The 22,871-nt window shown below is 39.0% G+C and carries 8 protein-coding genes; all 8 read left to right on the top strand.

What is annotated here, in order from left to right:
• The first annotated feature begins 40 nt into the window (after nt 1-40).
• The gene (gene ectB / locus HWQ38_RS35710; protein WP_292803766.1) at nt 41-1,297 is read left to right on the top strand and encodes a diaminobutyrate--2-oxoglutarate transaminase; all 1,257 of its coding nucleotides are present in this window, start codon (nt 41-43) and stop codon (nt 1,295-1,297) included.
• Between the two features lie 54 nt (nt 1,298-1,351).
• Complete coding sequence (locus HWQ38_RS35705) at nt 1,352-4,132, top strand: amino acid adenylation domain-containing protein (RefSeq protein WP_292803763.1); 2,781 nt, start codon at nt 1,352-1,354, stop codon at nt 4,130-4,132.
• Between the two features lie 30 nt (nt 4,133-4,162).
• Nucleotides 4,163-8,791 carry a type I polyketide synthase gene (locus HWQ38_RS35700; protein WP_292803760.1) on the top strand — a complete coding sequence of 1,543 codons (4,629 nt, stop codon included), beginning with the start codon at nt 4,163-4,165 and terminating at the stop codon, nt 8,789-8,791.
• A 198-nt stretch (nt 8,792-8,989) separates the two neighbouring features.
• The gene (locus tag HWQ38_RS35695) at nt 8,990-10,054 is read left to right on the top strand and encodes an LLM class flavin-dependent oxidoreductase (RefSeq protein ID WP_292803757.1); all 1,065 of its coding nucleotides are present in this window, start codon (nt 8,990-8,992) and stop codon (nt 10,052-10,054) included.
• Nucleotides 10,055-10,113: 59 nt separating this feature from the next.
• Nucleotides 10,114-13,590, top strand: a complete 3,477-nt coding sequence (locus HWQ38_RS35690; RefSeq protein WP_292803754.1) for an amino acid adenylation domain-containing protein — start codon at nt 10,114-10,116, stop codon at nt 13,588-13,590.
• Nucleotides 13,591-13,803: 213 nt separating this feature from the next.
• Nucleotides 13,804-15,447 carry an aminotransferase class V-fold PLP-dependent enzyme gene (locus tag HWQ38_RS35685; RefSeq protein ID WP_292803751.1) on the top strand — a complete coding sequence of 548 codons (1,644 nt, stop codon included), beginning with the start codon at nt 13,804-13,806 and terminating at the stop codon, nt 15,445-15,447.
• Between the two features lie 73 nt (nt 15,448-15,520).
• A complete protein-coding gene (locus tag HWQ38_RS35680; RefSeq protein WP_292803748.1) occupies nt 15,521-20,182 on the top strand; it encodes a type I polyketide synthase in 4,662 nt (1,553 codons plus the stop codon).
• Nucleotides 20,183-20,211: 29 nt separating this feature from the next.
• Nucleotides 20,212-22,871 (top strand): type I polyketide synthase (locus HWQ38_RS35675; protein ID WP_292803745.1); only part of this gene is annotated, 2,660 nt, incomplete at its 3' end.

Raw genomic sequence — 22,871 nt, 5'->3', positions numbered from 1 at the left:
AAAATACTAAGACTAAAGTATCTCCAAGAGAGTAACGATCATGAATATTTTTGAAGAACGTGAATCGAAAGTCAGAAGTTATTGTCGTAATTTCCCTGATATATTTCATCGAGCTAAAGGGTCTATAGTTTATTCGGAATCAGGTAAAGAATATATTGATTTTTTTGCGGGAGCGGGAGCGTTAAATTATGGACATAATAATAACTATATAAAAGAAAAGGTTCTGTCTTATTTAGCTGCCGATGGCATTGCTCATGGTTTGGATATGTATACATCGGCCAAAGAGAAGTTTTTGACTAGGTTTTCTGAGGGAATATTAACTTCAAAAAAACTAGACTATCATATTCAGTTCTGTGGGCCGACTGGAACCAATGCCGTTGAAGCTGCTTTAAAATTAGCTAGAAAAATCAAAAAAAGGCCAGGAATCTTCTCCTTTATGGGGGCTTATCATGGCATGACATTAGGTAGCTTATCGATTACCGGCAATACCGCCATTCGCTCTGGGGCAATTGGTACATCCAATAGTGTCACCTTTATGCCTTATCCTTATGGATTTATGGAAAGCTTTGACACCATAGAATTTATGGAATCGGTATTGAATGACGTAAACTCTGGGATTGAAAAACCAGCAGCCATAATATTTGAAACTGTGCAAGCTGAGGGAGGAATTATTGTAGCACCAATTGAATGGATACAACGACTAAGAAAGTTGTGTGACAAACATGAAATTTTATTAATTTGTGATGATATTCAAGTCGGCTGTGGTCGAACTGGGTCTTTCTTCTCTTTTGAACGAGCAGATATAGTCCCTGATATGATTGTACTTTCAAAATCTATCAGTGGTTACGGGTTTCCAATGTCTCTATTACTAATTAAGCCCGAATTAGATATCTGGGAGCCTGGTGAGCATACTGGCACTTTTAGAGGCAATCAGTTGGCATTTGTGGGGGGAACAGCAGCTTTAGAGTATAGAGAAAGTAGCAATCTTGAACAGGATGTCAAAGTTAAAGAGTCATTTTTAAAACATTTTTTAATAGAGAACATAGCACCAATCAATGAAAATATAAAAATCAGGGGAATTGGAATGATTTGGGGTATTGATGTTGCTAATTTTGGCGATAGTAGTTTTGCTAAAGAGGTGACATCACGTTGCTTTGAACTAGGTTTAATAATTGAGACTGTAGGTAGGAATGATACTGTTATCAAAATTCTGCCTCCTTTGACAATTGAAATGATGACCTTGCAAAAGGGATGTTTAATCATTAAGCAAGCTTTTGAGGACTGTTTGTCAAAATGAATTTTTGATGACTAATTAGATGTGGCAATTCAAAAAAGTCTAAGGTGATAAGTGATGATTTCAACTCAAATTAGAGAGAACTTGATAGCTGAAGATTTATTTACCGAGAAGATTTTTTGGTTAAATCAATTATCTGGAGAACTACCAGAGACAAATTTTATTACAGATTATTTCAGACCTCCTATTTACGCAGGTAATAAAAATTCGCTCAGTTTTGAATTATCAAGTGACTTGTCTCAAGCAATTTTGAGTTTGACTAAAAACTCTAATTTCTCTACCTACTTAGTACTGCTCACGGCAGTTAGTATATTTTTACAAAAGTCTACCAGGAATAATGATGTAATTATCGGCTCACCGATTTATCAACCAGAAGCTAGTGATGAATCTTTAATTAATAAACTGATTCCTCTGCGCTTGAATGTGACTAATCAACTTCTATTTAAAGATTGTCTACTCCAAATTAAAGAAAGAACAATAGAAGCATACATTCATCAAAATTATCCTTTAGATGACTTAATGCAATTGTTAAATATCCCAAACAATCAAAATCGCTGCCCTATTTTTGATATAGTAGTTTTACTAAAAAATATACATCGGTTCCAAAATATAGCAGGTTTAAAAAATGATTTAACATTTGCTTTTGAAATCCAAGGAAATTTAATTAAAGGCCAATTGCATTATAATACGGAGTTGTTTAGAGAACAGAACATTAGAAAAATTATAAATTATTTGACCAATATAATTGAAAATCCAGCTAAAAATTTATATCTAAGAATATCGGAAATCCCGATTTTAAATGAATTTGACAGACAACAACTATTAGAACAGTTTAACGATAATGCTAAAAACTACCCAACAAATCAGACAATTCATACTTTATTTGAAAAACAAGTAGAACAGACACCTGATAATATTGCTGTTGTTTTTGAGCGCACCCACTTCACGTATCGACAACTCAATGAAAAAGCCAATCAACTTGCTAGATTTTTGCGAACATTAGGAGTGAAAAAAGGAGAGTTCATTGGAATTCTAAAAGACCGGGATATCAATTTTGTTATAGGTATACTTGCTATATATAAAGCTGGTGGAGCCTATGTTCCGATTGATAGTACCTATCCGCTAAATAGAATTGAATACATGATAGCTAACAGCGAAGTCAGAGTTATTTTAACCGACTCTTCCTGTTTCACCAGTTTGGCGGGTTTAATTGAAAATTGTCCGCACTTAGAAAGTTTAATTTGTTTAGACATTAAACTTCAGCATCAAGAATTCTTTAACCAAGTCAAATTTAATATTTTTGATCAGCGCGATTTTGATGATTTGTTGAAAGAAAACTTAGGAGATAGTAATGTAGCAACCGACCCAGCTTATATGCTTTACACTTCCGGCTCAACTGGATTTCCTAAAGGGGCAATTGTGAGACATGATGGAGCAATTAATCATATATATGCTCAATTCGATGAGTTAGAATTAACTGAAGAATTTGCTTTTCTACAAAGTGCCCCTTCTTCAACAGATATTTCTGTATGGCAATTTTTAGCACCACTTTTAATTGGTGGTAGGACAGTAATCGTAGATATTGAAACGGTTGCGCTTCCTGAGAAACTGTTTAAAGTCCTTCAAGAACAAAAAATTACTGTTGTTGAGTTAGTACCAGCCTTATTTAAAGGATTATTAGACTATACTTCTCAATTGTCGAATTACCAGAGAGTATTAGCTGACCTTAAGTGGATGATGATAGTTGGAGAACCAGTACCTGTCAGACAGGTAAATCAGTGGTTGAATTTGTATCCATCAATCAGAGTTGCTAATGCTTATGGACCGACTGAGGCTGCGGATGATATTACTCAGTTTATAGTTGACAAGCCTCTACCGGATAATCAAAGAACAGTTCCTATTGGTAAACCCTTAGCAAATTTAAATATTTATATTGTTGATTCAGAAATGAATTTAGTGCCAATTGGTATTCCTGGCGAGATTTGTGTCTCTGGAATTGGCGTAGGTGATGGATATTGGAAAAATGAAGAAAAAACCAACTTCAGCTTTGTTCCCAATCCATTTGCAATTGCTATGAAGATATTGCCAGGAAACCGCAAAGATTTAATCTACAAAACTGGAGATTTAGGAAGGTGGCTACCCGATGGCAATATAGAGTTTTTAGGACGTATTGACCACCAGGTAAAAATTCGCGGTTTCCGCATCGAACTGGGAGAAATTGAGGCACAAATCGCACAACATTCAGCTGTACGGGAAGCAGTGGTTATAGCTTACAAGGAAGAATGGGGTAATCATCAATTAGTTGCTTACGTAGTTGCCAATACAGGACTTACCCTGACCATGAATGAATTACGTAGCTTTTTGACAGAAAAGTTACCTGATTATATGCTACCTTCTGCCTTGGTGATTCTGGAAAATTTACCATTAGCACCTAGCGGCAAAGTAGACCGTAAGGCGTTGCCTAAACCAGATATGCGCTCAGAATTGGAAACTACTTATGTGATGCCTCGAAATGAGGCGGAACGTTTAATTGCTAGTATTTGGCAGCAGGCACTTAATCTAGAGAAGGTAGGTATCCAAGATAATTTCTTTGATCTTGGTGGTCATTCTTTAATCATGATTCAGGTTTTGAGTAAATTACGGGAAATATTGAAAGTGGATTTGGCAATAGTTGACCTGTTTAAATATCCGAGCATCAGTTCTCTATCACAGTATTTAAGTCAAGAAGCAAAAGATGATTTTTTTGCTGACGATAGTAATGAACAAAATGAAAAGCTAGAAGCTGGTAAAGGTCGCTTAAAACAACGCCTAGCACAAAGAAAAAAACAGAATACATAAAATACTATTTTAATAAAAGGGTAAAAAACAATGGATAAATCTGTAGATTTGTTGAGTCAAAAAACAGGGCTAGAAATAGCTATTATAGGCATGAGCGGTTGTTTCCCAAATGCTCAAAATATTGAGCAATTTTGGCAAAACCTTCGAGACGGAATAGAGTCAGTTCATTTCTATAACGATCAAGAACTAAAAGATTTAGGTGTAGACCCAGATTTAATCAGCAATCCTAATTATGTAAAGGCAGAGTGTATAGTCGAAGACATAGACTTGTTTGATGCCTCATTTTTTGGCATCAATCCGAGAGAAGCTGAAATCATGAGTCCCTCGCACCGCTTTTTTTTAGAGTATGCGTGGAAAGCTCTGGAAAATGCGGGCTATAACTCAGAGGTCTACAATAAGCCGATTGGAGTTTACGCTGGTACTAGTGCAGGTAGTTACTTATTTAACATTTATTCTAATTCCGAAATTGTCGCCTCTGCGGGTGATAAACAAATAGAAAAAGGAAATTCTCCTGACTATATCACCACATTTGTTTCTTACAAATTAAACTTGCAAGGGCCAAGTTATGCGGTGCAAACCACTTGCTCAAGTTCTTTAGTTGCTGTACATTTGGCCTGCCAAAGTTTGCTGAGTGGTGAATGTGATATTGCTCTAGCTGGAGGAGATTCAATATCAAATGCTGGTGGTTATTTGTATCAAGAGGGAGGGATTGAATCTCCTGATGGACGTTGCCGTGCCTTTGATGCTAAGGCGCAGGGAACCTTGAAAGGAAAGGGTCTAGGTATTGTAGTTTTGAAACGATTAGAGGAAGCGATCGCAGATCGAGATACGATCCATGCAATCATTAAAGGTTCTGCAATTAATAACGATGGCTCGTCAAAAGTTAGCTATACAGCTCCTAGCATAGATGGTCAAGCGAAGGTAATTAGAGCGGCTCAAGCTATGGCTGAAATTGATTCTGAGACAATTACCTATATTGAAGCTCATGGAACTGGAACTTCTTTGGGAGATCCCATTGAAATTGCCGCCCTAACACAGGCTTTTCGCGCTAGCACTCAGAAAAAAGGATTCTGTGGTATTGGTTCGGTCAAGACTAATATTGGGCATTTAGATGCTGCTGCCGGGGTGACAGGTCTGATTAAAACTGTCCTAGCACTGAAGCATAAACAGATACCTGCTAGCTTGCACTTTCAACAACCAAATCCTCAGATTGATTTTGCCAACAGTCCTTTCTACGTTAATACAAAACTGTCTGAGTGGGATACCAACGGCACTCCTCGTCGAGCAGGAGTCAGTTCTTTCGGTTTTGGTGGGACGAATGCCCATGTAATTCTGGAAGAAGCCCCAATGGTTCAATTTTCTACTCCTTCTCGGTCTTGGCAGTTGTTGTTGTTGTCTGCGAAAACGAGTTCGGCACTGGAAACTGCAACGACAAATCTTGTTAGCCACCTCAAGCAACATCCTGATTTAAATCTAGCTGATGTAGCCTATACTCTTCAGGTGGGTCGGCGAGCATTTGACCATCGCCGAATGCTAATATGTGAGAATTTTGATGATGCAGTAGAAGTTTTAGAAACCTTAGATTCACAACGGCTGTTTACTCACTATCAAGAACCTTGTAACCGACAGATTATATTTATGTTTCCCGGTCAAGGTTCACAGTATGTAGATATGGGTCGAGAATTATACGAGACTGAAACAGTATTTCGGAAACATATCGATGAGTGCTGTGAGATACTCAAATCTCATTTAGGCGTTGATTTACGCACTATTTTATATCCAGACAAAGAACAGGTTGGAGTAGCTGCACAGCAATTACAACAAACTCATATTGCCCAGCCAGCGTTATTTGTTATTGAGTATGCCCTAGCGCAATTGTGGATAGACTGGGGTATATCTGCGGCGGGAATGATTGGTCATAGTATAGGCGAGTATGTAGCAGCAACACTGGCGGGTGTATTTTCTTTAGAAGATGCTTTGGTACTGGTTGCAGGTCGTGGACAACTAATGCAACAACTTCCAACTGGTGCTATGCTTTCCGTTGCGCTTTCTGAGGAGGAAATACAACCTTGGCTGAATCAGGAACTAACTCTTGCCGGAATTAACGCATCATCATTGTGTGTTGTATCAGGTGGTGTAGAAGCGATCGCTAAATTGCAAAGTCGTTTAACACAACAAGCTATAGAGTGTCGTCCATTGCATACTTCCCATGCTTTTCATTCTCCCATGATGGATGCGATCGTGGAACCATTCACCAAGCTTGTGGATAAAGTTAATTTAAATCCTCCGCAAATTCCTTTCATCTCAAACCTGACAGGAACTTGGATTACTGCTGCTGAAGCAACCAATCCTAGCTACTGGGCAAAACATCTGCGATACACCGTGCGCTTTGCTACAGGCATTGCTGAGTTAATTAAAGAACCAGAGCAAATATTGTTGGAAGTTGGGCCTGGGAGAACTTTAAATACTTTTGCCAAACAACAAACTCATGAGTCAATTGTCCTGAGTTCAATGCGCCATCCAAAAGACCAACAATCGGATGTGGCATTTTTACTCAACACCTTGGGGCGTCTTTGGTTAGCAGGAGTACAGGTAGATTGGGATAGGATTTATGCGTTTGAGCAAAGGCAGCGAATTCCATTACCGACATACCCTTTTGAACGCCAGCGTTATTGGATTGAGCCAAACAAAAGCAACGATATCAATCATCGTCCAACTAAACTCAGCAAAAAACCAAATATTTCCGACTGGTTCTATCTTCCTACCTGGAAACAAGTAAAGTTACTTGAACCTTTCCACAAAACAAAGTCAACAAAGCAAAAGCAGTGCTGGCTAGTTTTTCTGGACTCGTGTCAATTGGGTTCACAAATTGCCCAACAGCTAGAGCAACAGGGTCAAGAAGTGATTACTGTAACCGTAGGAGAAGAGTTTAGCCAACTGAGCGATCGCGCCTTCGCAATCAATCCTCAATGCCGACATAACTATGATGCCTTATTTCAAGCACTGCGTGCAATAGAAAAAATTCCACAAACCATTGCTCATTTTTGGGGCATTACCGCTAACATTGAATCAGAAATTTCCAGCTTTGGACAGCATCAAATCGGTTTTTACAGTCTACTTTACATAGCACAAGCACTCAGTAAACAGAACATTACGACCTCTGTTGAAATCATGGTCGTGACTAATAATCTGTATGATGCGATCGGACAAGAGAAATTGATTCCAGAAAAAGGGACAGTACTAGGACCTTGTAAAGTCATTCCCCAAGAATATCCAAATCTTACCTGTCGTAACATTGATATCATCATTCCTGAATCAGGAAACTTCAAAGAAAACCAAATCATAAAGCAACTCATGGTAGAATTCACAGCCCAGTCAAATGACTTGGTTGTTGCTTACCGTAGTAGTCATCGATGGATACAAATTTTTGAGTCTACCCAAATTCCAGAAGTTGTCGAAGAAACAACTAGACTTAAAACAGGAGGAATTTACTTGATTGCGGGCGACTTCGCCGGAAATCTTGGTTTAACCTTTACAGAGTATCTAGCTCAAACAGTACAAGCTAAGTTGATCCTGATTGGGAATATAGCCCTGCCCCAAAGAAATGAATGGTCTGAATGGTTAGTAACTCACAATGAAGAAGATGCAATTAGTAATTACATCAAAAAAATCCTAGCGTTAGAAGAGTTAGGTACAGAATTGCTAATTATTGAGGCTGATGTTGCCAATGTTGAACAAATGCAAGCGGCAATTAATCAATCCTATGAGTACTTTAATCAAATTAATGGAGTGTTTTATGTAACACCAATGGGTAATGAAAAGTCAACTTTCTCTATTCAAGAGATTAGTCAAACTGAAAGTGAATCGCTATTCCACTCCAAAGTTTATGCACTTTATGTACTAGAAAAAGTTTTGCAAGGGAAAGAACTAGATTTTTGTCTGGTGCAATCCTCATTATCTTCTGTGGTGGGAGGACTGGGACTTGTTGCTTATTCTGCTGCTAATCTCTTCACCGATGCCTTTGTTAACAAACTTAATCAGAAAAGCTTTGTTCCGTGGTTCAGTGTCAACTGGGATGCTGTAAAGTATGAACAGGAACCAGAAACAAATATTGCATTTGGAGCAGATTTGAATGAATTGGTAATGACCCCCAAAGAAGCGTGGGATGTTTCTCTCCGTGTTTTATCAATGGGTTCAGCAGGTCAATTCATTGTTTCGCCAGGAGATTTACAAATTAGGCTCAACACATGGCTGAAGCGAGAATCTCTAAAGCATCCAAACAATTCCCAAGATATACTGTCGCAGCATTCCAGACCAAATCTGCAAACAGCATATATAGATTCTAGTAACGAGATTGAGCAAAAGATTGTCAGTATTTGGCAAGAGCTACTTGGTATCGAAAAAGTTGGTGTTAACGATAACTTTTTTGAATTGGGAGGACATTCCTTACTAGCGGTTCAGGTGACTTCACGTTTGCGAGAAATTTTTCAAGTGGAATTGCCCTTACAAAGTATTCTTTTTGATGCTCCAACTGTAGCTGGACTCGCTGTACTCATTGCCACAAAGCAACCCCAACAAGAAGAATTTTCAGAAATTGCAGCTTTATTACAAGAAGTTAAAAACCTGTCGCCCGAAGAAATTCAACAAGAACTAGTATAGCTATCGAGTTGAATAAACTTGAAAAGCTGATGAAATCAACAGTATCTTTTCTGTCTTTTAGCATTAGTAGTATAGCAATCCTATCTGAGTTTTAATAAATAGAATATTTATGGATCATTTAGGATTGCTATATTGAGTGTTGCTAATAACACAATCAAAAGTTTAATATTTTTTTTGCATGAATCGAGGATTTTAATCATGGATTTTAGCTTATTTTATTTTTCTGGTGATGGTCTAACAACTCAAGCAAATAAGTATAACTTATTAATAGAAAGTGCCAAGTATGCAGATAAAAATGGATTTTCAGCAGTTTGGACTCCTGAGCGTCATTTTCATTCATTTGGAGGACTTTACCCCAACCCTTCACTAACCAGTACAGCTTTGGCAATGATTACTAAGCGAATTCAATTACGCTCTGGTAGTCTGGTAATGCCACTGCATAATCCAGCACGAGTTGCAGAAGAGTGGTCTGTAGTTGATAATCTCTCAAATGGTAGAGTTGCTCTTGGTTTTGCTTCTGGTTGGACAGTAGACGATTTTGTACTTTCTGGTGAGAGCCATGCAAACCGCAGAGAAGCAATGTGGCGGGGAATTCAAACAGTCCAGCAGCTTTGGGAAGGTGAACAAGTCGAACTCAAAGATGTTACTGGCAAACTTTTCAAAGTGAAGACATTTCCACGACCAATACAGCATAAGCTACCTATTTGGATTGTGTGTAAATCAAACGCGACATTTGTTGAAGCTGGCAAAATAGGTGCTAACATATTAACCTATTTGTTGGAAGGGACTTTAGAAGAAGTAGCCCTACAAATATCTTTATATCGTCAATCTTTAGCTAAACATGGTCACGATCCTCAAGCTGGGAAAGTAGCAATGATGTTACATACTTTTGTAGGAGAAGACTATAATATGGTAAAAGAAGAAGTGAGAGAACCTTTTTACAATTACTTGAAAGTGCATATTGATCTGCTAGAAAATCTTGCCAAAAATGCTGGTCTGCAAATCAACTTAGAAAAGTTTACAGAAGCAGATATTAATAGCCTTTTACGATTTGCTTATGAAGGTCTGCTCAAAGGCAAAACTCTCATTGGCTCAAAAGAAAGCTGTATGCAAATGATCAAGCAAATACAGCAAGCTGGTGTTGATGAAGTTGCATGTCTGATTGACTTTAATCCCAATTTTGACTCTGTTATGGCGAGTTTGCCTCACCTGAAAGAGTTAAAACATATGTGTAATCAAGAAAAAATGGCATCGTTGAGATAAATCCTTAATTGTTCTGAATAGTCGATTTCTTGAGTATTAGTTAATGTGGATATGTACTAATGAGTAATTTTTATCAACAAATTGCTGCTCTTTCTCCCGAACAAAGAGTATTACTTGAGAAGCGGCTCAAGCAGAGAGGTTTGAGTCCTCTAACAAATCCAGAAATATCTAAAATCGAAATATCTAAAAGAAAAGATTATAATGAGTTGCCTTTGTCCTTTGCTCAACAGCGACTATGGTTTTTTCAGCAATTAAACCCTGATAATAGTGCTTACAATGGGATGAGTGCCTTGGGTCTTAAAGGTCAGATGAATGTAACACTGTTAGAAAAAGTGTTTACTGAAATTGTCAGACGCCATGAAAGCTTAAGGACAACTTTTATTACCAATTCACAAGGACAACCAATTCAGGTAATTGCTTCCAGCCAGCCGATTATATTACCAATAATTGATCTTCAGGGAGCGCCTAATCAAGAAGAGGAAGTTCAAAGACTAGCTAGTGTACACGTTCAGCAACCCTTTGACCTGACTAAGCCATTATTGCGGATAACTCTTCTCAAGTTATCACAGACAGAGTATGTGCTGTTTTTTATAATGCATCACATTATTTCTGATCGTTGGTCTGACGGCGTATTTGTGCGGGAAATGAAAGTCCTTTATGAGGCTTTTGCTAATGAGCAACCTTCACCACTAGCGGAACTACCAATTCAGTACGCAGACTGGGCAATTTGGCAGCAACAATATTTGCAAGGAGAAGTATTAACAACCCAAATAGCTTACTGGAAAAAACAGCTTGCTGATCTTACTGTGTTAGAACTACCCACCGACAGACTTCGGCCATTTATTCCAACTTATCAAGGTGCTATTCAGTCCTTTGAGTTATCTAAAACCCTATCTGATGCACTCAAAACCATGAGTGCGAAAGAAGGGGTGACTTTGTTTATGTTACTACTAGCAGTATTTAAAGTTTTATTGCATAAGTATACTAATCAGAGTGATATTGTTGTTGGCACCGATATTGCTAACCGTAATCGAGTTGAAACAGAAGGGCTAATTGGTTTTTTAATCAACACTTTAGTGTTGCGTACTGACTTATCGGGAAATCCTTGTTTTCGCTCTTTACTCCATCGGGTGCGTGAGGTAACTCTGGGGGCTTATGACCATCAAGACCTCTCGTTTGATAAGCTAGTAGATATTCTGAATCTAGAGCGAAATATAGCCCAAATGGTACCTTTGTTGCAAGTCAAATTTGATCTGCAACTGGCACGCGTAGAACCATTGGAGCTTTCAAATTTAACTGTGAGTCCCTTGAGTTTTAACAATGGAACAGCAAAGTTTGAGCTACGCTTCAACTTGTTGGAAACAGATCAAGGACTAACGGGAAAAGTTGAGTATAGTACTGATTTATTCGATATTGCCACCATTATGCAGATGGTGAAACATTTTCAGACTTTACTGGAGGGCGTTGTTGTTCATCCAGAATATAGACTTTCAGAGTTGTCGCTCTTAACAACAATTGAGCAAGAGAAATTACTTGGAGAGTGGAATAATACTGAGGTTGAATATCCGCAAACCTGTATTCATCAGTTGTTTGCAACTCAGGTGAAGCGCACACCGGAAGCTGTAGCAGTAGTGTGTGAAAATGAGCAGTTAACCTACAAAGAACTCAACGCTAGAGCGAATCAACTAGCACATCACCTGCAAAAGCTAGGTGTAGGAACAGAGGTGTTGGTGGGAATTTGTGTGGAGCGTTCGTCGAAGACGTTGCCGAAGGCATCGCTCCACACGATCATCGGACTATTGGGTATTCTAAAATCAGGTGGTGCATATATACCCCTTGACCCAGCTTATCCCCAAGAGCGTTTAGCTTTCATGTTGCAGGATGCTCAAGTACCAATAATTCTGACTCAACAACATTTGGTAGAGAAACTTCCAGAACATCAAGCACAAGTAGTTTGCTTGGACACTGACTGGGATAATATTGCCCAAAATAGCCCAGAGAACCCTGTCGTAAACTCTCAAGCGAATGACCTAGCATATATTATCTACACCTCTGGTTCGACTGGCAAACCCAAAGGAGTTTGTGCTTCTCATCAAGGTGCAATTAATCGTTTTTACTGGATGTGGCAGACTTATCCATTTACCTCTGAAGATATTTGTTGCCAGAAAACATCCTTAAACTTTGTAGATTCAGTGTGGGAAATTTTTGGAGGCTTACTGCAAGGAATAAAGACAGTAATTATCCCCGATCAAGTCGTGAAAGCCCCAAAAGAATTTGTCACCACTCTTGCTAATAATCACGTCACAAGGTTGGTAGTTGTGCCTTCATTGCTGCGTATATTATTAGATACGTACAACGATTTACAGCTACGACTACCTAAGTTAAAGCTGTGGATAACTAGTGGCGAGGCACTCTCCATTGAACTGTTGCAGCAATTTCGCCAGAACTTGCCGACAAGTACTTTGTTAAATCTTTATGGTTCATCAGAAGTTGCTGCTGATGTTAGTTGCTATTGTATTGAGCCGCAAACGCCAATACCTTTGCGTGTAGCGATTGGTCGGGCGATCGCCAATACAAAAATCTATGTGCTAGATCAGTATCTACAACCTGTACCGATGGGAGTGCCTGGTGAATTGTATATCAGTGGTGCTGGACTAGCTAGAGGTTATTTGAACCAACCAGAGATGACAAAAGAGCGATTTATCGCCAATCCCTTCCCAAAGAATGGGAAAGCGAAAGAAGACCAATCCTGGAATTGCGATCGCAAAGCGTGTACGAAGTACTCTCGCCTTTACAAAACTGGGGATTTAGCTCGTTATCTCCCCGATGGCAACATTGAGTTTCTAGGACGAATCGACGACCAAGTTAAGATTCGCGGTTTCCGCATTGAATTGGGAGAGATTGAAGCAGTACTCGGTCAACATCCAGGGGTGCAAGAAGCCGTAGTTATATCTAGGGAAGATGAACCCGGAAACCAACAACTAGTGGCATATATAGTTTCTCATCTACAGCAAACACTCAGCGTTAGTGAACTTAATCGCTTGCTGAAAGAGAAACTACCTGATTATATGATGCCAAAATCCTTTGTGATGTTGGAAGCTTTACCACTACTGCCAAATGGTAAAATTAATCGTCGGGGATTGCCATTACCTGACCAAATACGTCCCGAATTGGCAGCTACTTATCAGCCACCCCAAACGGAGATTGAACATAGCATTGCTAGTATTTGGCAAGAAGTTCTTCACATCGAGGAGGTAGGAATTAATGACAATTTCTTTGAACTCGGTGGTCATTCATTACTTTTAGTTCAGGTTCATAACAAATTACAAAAAATATTTCAGCAAGAATTTACCTTGTTTGAAATGTTTCACTATCCAACCATTAGCTACTTAGCTCAATATCTTAGTCAGCAGTCAAGTGAACAACAGTCTCTTGCAGAACATTCTCATCGACCTGAAAGTAGGCAAGCTTCCATACATCGCCGAAAACAAGTTAGGCAACAACATCGAACAGTTACAAAGCCAAAAGACACTTAATTTCCATAAAGTGAATCAGATGTATAGTAATCCTAAATGAGTTGTGAAAAATATTTTTTAATCGAACCACAGAGAGATCATAAAGAGAGGTTTTCAGAAATGATTTAGGACTGCTGTAGCAAGTTTATCAATTAGTCATTGATGGTTAAAAAAAATCAATGGTAGTATTCACTAAAAAATGCCATAAAAGACCAAAATAATCTAATTAAAAAAATGACAATAAGCAAACAAGATATCCAAAAACAAAATTACTTTTTTGAAACCGAGCAATCTTTGCAACCTGGAATTGAAGAAGAAATAATCGAATTGTTTACTTCATCTGGGAAAGCAAATCCTCACGATATAGATGGTTTGGTTGATAAAATATCGCAAAACTTTTTAAGCATAAGTGATGCCAACACGGATATTGAAATAGATTCTTTATTAGGTATTTTTTCTAATAGTAAAATACCTGTGAAACCTGCTAATTTTCAAAGGTATCTCAAATACTTAACTAACAATATTATTGAGCATTCAATACATACATCTTCGCCTCGATTTATTGGTCATATGACCTCTGCACTTCCCAGCTTTGTACTTCCTCTTGCCAAACTGATGACGGCAATGAATCAAAATGCTGTTAAAATAGAGACAGCTAAATCCCTCAGCTTCTGTGAACGAGAGGCTTTAGCAATGATGCATCGACTGATTTACAACTTTTCTGATAATTTCTATGCTCAACATATTCAAAATAGCCAGAGTACTTTAGGAATCTTGCTTTCTGGTGGTACAACTGCTAACATTACAGCCCTCTGGTGTGCCAGAAACAATTCTTTGGGAGCAAAAGATAGGTTTGGTGGCGTAGAAAAAGAAGGCTTAACAGCAGCCCTAGATTTCTACGGCTATAAAGGAGCAGTAATTATTGGCTCTGAGTTGATGCATTTCTCTTTTGATAAAGCTGCGGATTTGATGGGCATTGGTATACAAGGTTTGATTAGAATCCCTACTAACTCTAACAATCAAGTTGACATACAAGCACTACGCGAAGCTGTTGTGAAATGTCATGCTCAGAAATTGCTGATTATTGGTATTATAGGCGTTGCCGGCACCACAGACTCAGGTGGAGTAGATGCGATCGCGGAGATTGCAGAGATTGCACAAGCAGCTAAAGTTCATTTTCATGTAGATGCTGCCTGGGGTGGGCCACTGATTTTTTCTGAACAACATCGACATAAACTTGCTGGTATTGAACGCGCTGATTCAGTAACCATTGATGGACATAAACAAATGTATCTGCCGATGGGCATTGGGATGGTTTTTTTCCGCGATCCCGATCTGGCGAAAGCAATCGAAAAGCAAGCAGCCTACACCATGCGTAAAGGGTCATTTGATTTAGGGAAACGTGCTTTAGAAGGTTCTCGACCAGGTATGGCTTTATTCTTACATGCTGGGCTAAATCTGATCGGATTAAAGGGATATGAATTTTTGATTGATGAAGGAATTCGGAAAACTCAATATATGGCAGATAAGATTTGTACTATGCCCGAATTTGAGTTGTTAGCAAAACCTGATACTAATTTACTTATATATCGCTACATTCCAGAGTCATTGAGAGAGCTTGTTGTTAAAAATAATTTGACCGAAATCGATCATCAACTAATTAATCAATTTAATGAAAAGATCCAGAAGATTCAGCGCCAAATTGGTCGGACTTTTATCTCGCGGACAACAAAAACTACTATCTGTTTTGATCAGGAAATTCCGATTATTGCTCTGCGTGCAGTCATCGCTAATCCACTCACTACTAAAGAAGATATTGACGCAGTTTTAAGCGATCAAATTCAGATTGCTGCCGAAATATCAACGGTAAATTTTTAGAGATTTGAGTGAGAAAATAGACCAGTTTTAAAGAATTGAATTGGTAGTTTTTTAGATTCAAGGCTGACGCAAAATGCTAGATAATTTTAACAGCTTAAATGAGCCAGACGAAATAGCTATTATCGGTATGGCAGGACGTTTTCCGGGAGCGAAAAACGTGGATGCGTTTTGGCAAAACATCCGAAATGGTGTAGAGTCTATTTCTTTTTTCACTAATGAGGAATTAGTATCTGCTGGCATAGACTCTACGGTGTTGAATGACCCCAATTATATTAAAGCAAGCGCTGTCATAGAAGACATAGAATTATTTGATGCTGCATTCTTTGGCTTTACTCCTACAGAAGTAGAAATCACAGATCCCCAACATCGTCTTTTCTTAGAATGTGTTTGGGAAGCTCTAGAAAATGCCGGCTATGACTCGGAAACTTACAGTGGTCGAATTGGTCTTTTTGGTGGTGTCGCTGTCAGTACTTATTTATTATCTAATTTATATTCTCACAGCAATTTGTCAGAATCAGTTGACAATTTTCAAATTTCTATTGGAAATGATAAAGATCACCTATCTACACAAATTTCCTACAAATTGAATCTTAAAGGGCCAAGCATCAATGTGCAAACTACCTGTTCTACATCGTTGGTAGCTGTTCATTTGGCTTGTCAAAGTTTGCTGAATGGTGAAAGTGATATTGTTCTAGCTGGTGGCGTAGCAATAAAAGTGCCACAAAAAGTCGGGTATCAATATCAACAAGGAGGGATTAACTCTCCTGATGGACATTGTAGAGCTTTTGATGCTGATGCACAGGGAACTGTTTTTGGTAATGGTTTAGGTGTGGTAGTGCTGAAGCGGCTAGAGGATGCTGTAGCCGATCGCGACTTTATTCATGCGGTAATTAAAGGTTCGGCTGTCAATAACGATGGTTCTCTCAAGGTTGGTTACACAGCTCCCAGTCTTGAAGGTCAAAGAGAAGTCATTTTAGAGGCGCTGGCCTTATCTGGAGTTGAACCGGAAACTATTACATATATAGAAACACATGGGACTGGAACTCCCTTAGGAGATCCGATTGAGATTGCGGCTTTAACACAGGCTTTTCGTGCTAGCACAAACAAAAAAGGCTTTTGTGCGATCGCATCAGTGAAAACTAACATCGGACATTTGAATACTGCTGCTGGTGTAACTGGCTTAATCAAAACCGTCCAAGCCCTGAAGGATAAACAAATACCCCCCAGTTTGCACTTTCAGCAGCCTAATCCCCAAATAGATTTCGCCAACAGCCCCTTCTACGTCAATACCAAGTTATCAGAGTGGAATACTAACGGAACTCCTCGCCGCGCAGGTGTTAGTTCTTTTGGTATTGGTGGGACTAATGCCCATGTTGTTCTAGAAGAAGCTCCAGCTGTTGCACCCGCAAGCGATTCACGCCCTTGGCAATTGTTACTGCTTTCAGCCAAAACTAGTACAGCGCTGGAAACTACCACAGCTAATCTGGCTGCTTATTTCCAGCAACATCCTGATATTATCCTGCCGGATGTCGCTTACACTTTACAAGTGGGTCGTCGAGCTTTTGACCAGCGTCAGATGATAGTTTGTCGTGATTTAGATGATGCAGTCAAAGCGCTGACTACTTTAGATCCAGAAAAAGTTTTCACCCATTACCAAAAACCCAATCATCGTCCCGTCATCTTCATGTTTTCTGGGCAAGGGGCGCAATATGTGGATATGGGGCGAGAACTGTATGAGGTAGAACCGACATTCCGCAAATATGTTGATATCTGTGCCGAAATTCTCCAACCATTGCTCAATCTTGATATTCGCCAGATACTCTTTCCGAAAGCACAAGAAATTGAAGTTGCCACACAACAACTGCAACAAACTGCAATTACCCAACCAGCACTATTTGTGATCGAGTACGCCCTTGCCCAATTATGGATGTCATGGGGAGTGCAACCGATGGCGATGATTGGTCACAGCATCGGGGAATATGTCGCAGCCACAATTGCAGGTGTGTTTTCCCTAGAAGATGCTTTAACGATTGTGGCAAAGCGGGGAAAACTGATGCAACAGTTGCCTCAAGGGAGTATGCTGGCAATTGCATTACCAGCAACAGATGTACAATTTCTTTTAGATGCACAGCCATTGGTGGAACTCGCAGCGATTAACAGTCCATCTGCGTGCGTGGTTTCTGGTACTGTAGAAGCGATCGCTACATTCCAAAACCAATTATCATCACAAGGAATTGAATCTCGCCTGTTGCACACATCTCATGGATTTCATTCTCTGATGATGGCACCGATACTGGAAGCATTCACTTCATTTGTGAACAAAGTCAAACTCAACCTGCCGCAAATTCGCTTTATTTCTAATCTTACTGGTAGTTGGATTACTGATCAGCAAGCTACAAGTCCTAACTACTGGAGTCAACATCTGCGGCAAACTGTGCAATTTTCTGCTGGAATATCGCAACTGTTAGAGCAATTTGAAGGTGTTTTCTTGGAGGTGGGTCCTGGACGGACGTTAAGTACATTAACAACGCAGCATCTCAAACCTGATGCCAAACAACTTGTGCTGAATTGTTTACGCCATGCTAAAGAACAACAATCGGATGTTAGCTTTTTGTTGCACACATTAGGTCGGGTGTGGTTGGCTGGTGTAGAAATAGATTGGTCAGGATTTTATACTCACGAAACACGTTATCGTCTACCTTTACCTACTTATCCCTTTGAACGTCAACGATATTGGATTGAACCCAAAAAACAACGAATTGACGATCATCCTACTCCAATATCACCTAGCAAAAAAAGCGATATTGCTGACTGGTTCTACATCCCTTTCTGGAAACCATCTTTACCACCAGTACAGTTTTCACATGAAGAATTAGCAGTTAACAAATCTTGGACTTTGGTGTTTATCGATGAGTGTGGTTTAGGTAGAAACTTAGTCAAACAACTAGAACAACAAAACCATGATGTCATAACTGTAAATATTGGTGCAGAATTCACAAAGTTAAATGAGTATGAATATATCCTTAATCCTGAAAAACCTGATAATTATGATGCATTAATCAAGGAATTGATCGTACAACAGAAGTTACCCAGAAATATTGTTCATATATGGAGTGTCACACCTACATATGAACAGAAATTAGAACTGGAAGAAGTTGAACAAGCTCAAACAACAGGATTTTATAGTCTGTTATTTCTTGCCCAAACTTTAGGAAGACAGGAAACTATCGAGCAAATAGAAATCACAGTCATTTCTAACAACTTACAACCAGTCACAGGAACTGAAATACTTTGTCCAGAGAAAGCAACTTTACTTGGACCGATTAAAGTTATATCTCAAGAATACTCAAATATTAGTTGTCGTAGTATTGATATTATTCTTCCTATCAGTGAAACTTGGCAAGCCGAAAAACTCATAGAACAATTGCTAACAGAATTGACAGTTGCCACCTCTGACAAAATAATTGCCTACCGAGGGATTAATCGCTGGGTGCAAACTTTTGAACCAGTGCGCTTTGATGCAGCGAAGATAGGAAAACCGCGATTAAAGCAAAGGGGAGTTTATCTAATTACAGGTGGACTTGGAGGTATTGGACTTGTTATAGCAGAATACTTGGCTCGAACTGTACAAGCAAAACTTTTGTTAATAGGACGTTCAGGTTTGCCTAACCGAGACGATTGGGAACAATGGTTGCTGACTCACGATGAAAATGATAATACCAGCCGCAAGATTCAGAAAGTGCAAGCACTGGAACAGTTGGGTGCCCAAGTGTTGGTGGTGAGTGCTGATGTGACTAACAGTGAACAAATGCAAAATGCGATCGCTCAAACTAATTCAAAATTTGGTCAGCTAAATGGTGTTATTCACACTGCTGGAGTTCCTGGAGGCGGTGTGATTCAGCGAAAAACTTACAAAGAAGCTGAAAGTATTCTGGCATCCAAAGTCAAAGGTACATTAATTCTTGATTCTCTTATTAAAGATATCCAATTAGATTTCTTTATCCTAGCATCATCCATGAATTCAATTCTCGGAGGATTTGGACAGGTAGATTATTGTGGAGCGAATGCTTTTCTTGATGCCTTTGCTCAATGTAATACTTCAAAAGATGGCAGATTAATCATAAGTATAAATTGGGGTGCTTGGCAAGAAGTTGGGATGGCAGTGAATACAACAGTGCCACAACAAATCCAAGAGTTGCGTACAGAAAATCTTAAACAAGGAATATTACCTGATGAGGGCATAAATGCGTTAACACGTATTCTAGGAAGTACAATACCCCAAGTTTTAGTATCTCCGTCTGATTTTCTCAATTCACTAGAACAGGACAGTTTTGATCGCAAAACACGCGTACTAGAATTTTTAGAAAATGTCAGTGAATCAAATTCAAAACATCCCCGACCAGATTTGAGTAATGATTATGTTGCACCCAGCAATAAAATTGAGAAAAAGCTTCTTGACATTTGGCAAGCAATTTTGGGAATTGAACGCATAGGAATCTATGATAATTTCTTTGAATTGGGTGGTGATTCACTTATCGGTATTCAAGTTATTTCTCACCTAAATAAAGAATTTGATTTAAATATTTCTGTAACCAAACTTTATGAATGTCCGAATATCTACTCTATGTCCAAAACTTTATTTCCTGAAGAATCTCAGAAAAATACTTTTGAACAAAGGCTAAATCGAGGACAAAAAAGAAGGCAGATAAAACTACAAAATAATCTAGAAGAATAAAATCACCTAAATTAATTTAACAAAAAAATATGACTATCAATACGAAAATTGAACAAAACATAGATTTAGACATAGCATTAGTGGGAATGTCTGGTCGGTTTCCTGGGGCAAAAAATATTGATGATTTTTGGCATAATTTACAAAATGGAGTTGAGTCTGTTTCATTTTTATCCAATGATGATTTACTAGATTTAAATCTTGAAGAGACTGTTTTAAATAACCCAAATTATGTTAAAGCCGCACCTTTACTGGAAGATATTGAGAGTTTTGATGCTAGATTCTTTGGTTTTAGCCCTAAAGAAGCTGAAATAATGGACCCCCAACATCGGCTTTTCATGGAGTGTGCTTGGGAAGCTCTTGAAAAGGCTGGATATGACCCAGAAATTTATCAAGGATTGATTGGTGTTTATGCTGGTATAAGCACAAACTCTTATTTTTTACACAATATTTATCAAAATTATAATTTAACGAATTTAACAAATTTATATTCTCTTAATAAAGATTTTTTGACTACAAATATTTCATATAAATTAAATCTCAAAGGGCCAAGTATCGGTATCCAAACTTACTGCTCTACTTCATTAGTTGCTGTACATTTAGCCTGCAAAAGTCTACTGGATGAAGAGTGTGATATTGCTTTAGCAGGTGGGGTAACAGTCAAAGTTCCACAAAAGTCAGGCTATTTCTATCAAGAAGGGGGAATTTTTTCGCCTGATGGTCATTGTCGGGCTTTTGATGCTAAAGCGCAAGGTACTATTTTTGGCAGTGGGGTGGGAATTGTCGTTTTAAAAAGATTAAAAAATGCGATCGCAGATAGAGACTACATTTATGCAGTTATTAAAGGTTCAGCAATCAACAACGACGGTTCTTTAAAAGTTAGTTATACAGCACCTAGTGTAGATGGTCAAGCAGAAGTAGTCGTAGAGGCTTTAGCAAATGCTGGAATAGATGCTGATGATATCTCGTATATAGAAACTCACGGAACAGGAACAGCTACTGGCGATCCGGTAGAAATCGCAGCGCTAACTAAGGCTTTTCGTAACTTTACTAACAAAAATGGCTTCTGCTCTATCGGTTCAGTAAAACCAAATATCGGACATATAGATACAGCGTCTGGTGTAGCAAGTCTCATCAAGACTGTCTTAGCATTGAAATACAAACAAATACCTCCTAGCATAAATTTTGAAGTTCCGAATCCTCAGATTGATTTTGTTAACAGTCCCTTCTATGTCAATACTAAACTTACCGAATGGAAAACTAAAGACACTCCACGTCGCGCTGGAGTTAGTTCTTTGGGATTTGGTGGAACTAATGCCCATGTCATTCTGGAAGAAGCCCCTGAAATTAAACATTTTGAAGAATCTAGACCTTGGCAAGTGCTGTTATTATCAGCTAAAACTAGTTCGGCACTTGAAACTGCAACTGCAAATCTGGTCGCATATTTAAAACAGCATTTGGATATAAATTTAGCTGATGTGGCTCACACATTACAAGTAGGTCGCAAGGCTTTTAACTATCGCCGAATGTTGGTATGTCGAGATATTATGGATGCAGTAACCACCTTGGAAATACAGGATCAAAAACGGGTTTTTACTGTACACCAAGAGTATAGAGAACAGCCTGTTATCTTCATGTTTTCTGGGCAAGGGGCGCAATATGTGGATATGGGGCGAGAACTGTATGAGGTAGAACCGACATTCCGCAAATATGTTGATATCTGTGCCGAAATTCTCCAACCATTGCTCAATCTTGATATTCGCCAGATACTCTTTCCGAAAGCACAAGAAATTGAAGTTGCCACACAACAACTGCAACAAACTGCAATTACCCAACCAGCACTATTTGTGATCGAGTACGCCCTTGCCCAATTATGGATGTCATGGGGAGTGCAACCGATGGCGATGATTGGTCACAGCATCGGGGAATATGTCGCAGCCACAATTGCAGGTGTGTTTTCCCTAGAAGATGCTTTAACGATTGTGGCAAAGCGGGGAAAACTGATGCAACAGTTGCCTCAAGGGAGTATGCTGGCAATTGCATTACCAGCAACAGATGTACAATTTCTTTTAGATGCACAGCCATTGGTGGAACTCGCAGCGATTAACAGTCCATCTGCGTGCGTGGTTTCTGGTACTGTAGAAGCGATCGCTACATTCCAAAACCAATTATCATCACAAGGAATTGAATCTCGCCTGTTGCACACATCTCATGGATTTCATTCTCTGATGATGGCACCGATACTGGAAGCATTCACTTCATTTGTGAACAAAGTCAAACTCAACCTGCCGCAAATTCGCTTTATTTCTAATCTTACTGGTAGTTGGATTACTGATCAGCAAGCTACAAGTCCTAACTACTGGAGTCAACATCTGCGGCAAACTGTGCAATTTTCTGCTGGAATATCGCAACTGTTAGAGCAATTTGAAGGTGTTTTCTTGGAGGTGGGTCCTGGACGGACGTTAAGTACATTAACAACGCAGCATCTCAAACCTGATGCCAAACAACTTGTGCTGAATTGTTTACGCCATGCTAAAGAACAACAATCGGATGTTAGCTTTTTGTTGCACACATTAGGTCGGGTGTGGTTGGCTGGTGTAGAAATAGATTGGTCAGGATTTTATACTCACGAAACACGTTATCGTCTACCTTTACCTACTTATCCCTTTGAACGTCAACGATATTGGATTGA

Origin of the sequence: Nostoc sp. NMS7 (assembly GCF_017115085.1) — a bacterium.
Taxonomy (GTDB): domain Bacteria; phylum Cyanobacteriota; class Cyanobacteriia; order Cyanobacteriales; family Nostocaceae; genus Nostoc.
The sequence above is the reverse complement of the archived record's forward strand: the minus strand, read 5'-3'. Positions and strand labels throughout refer to the sequence as shown.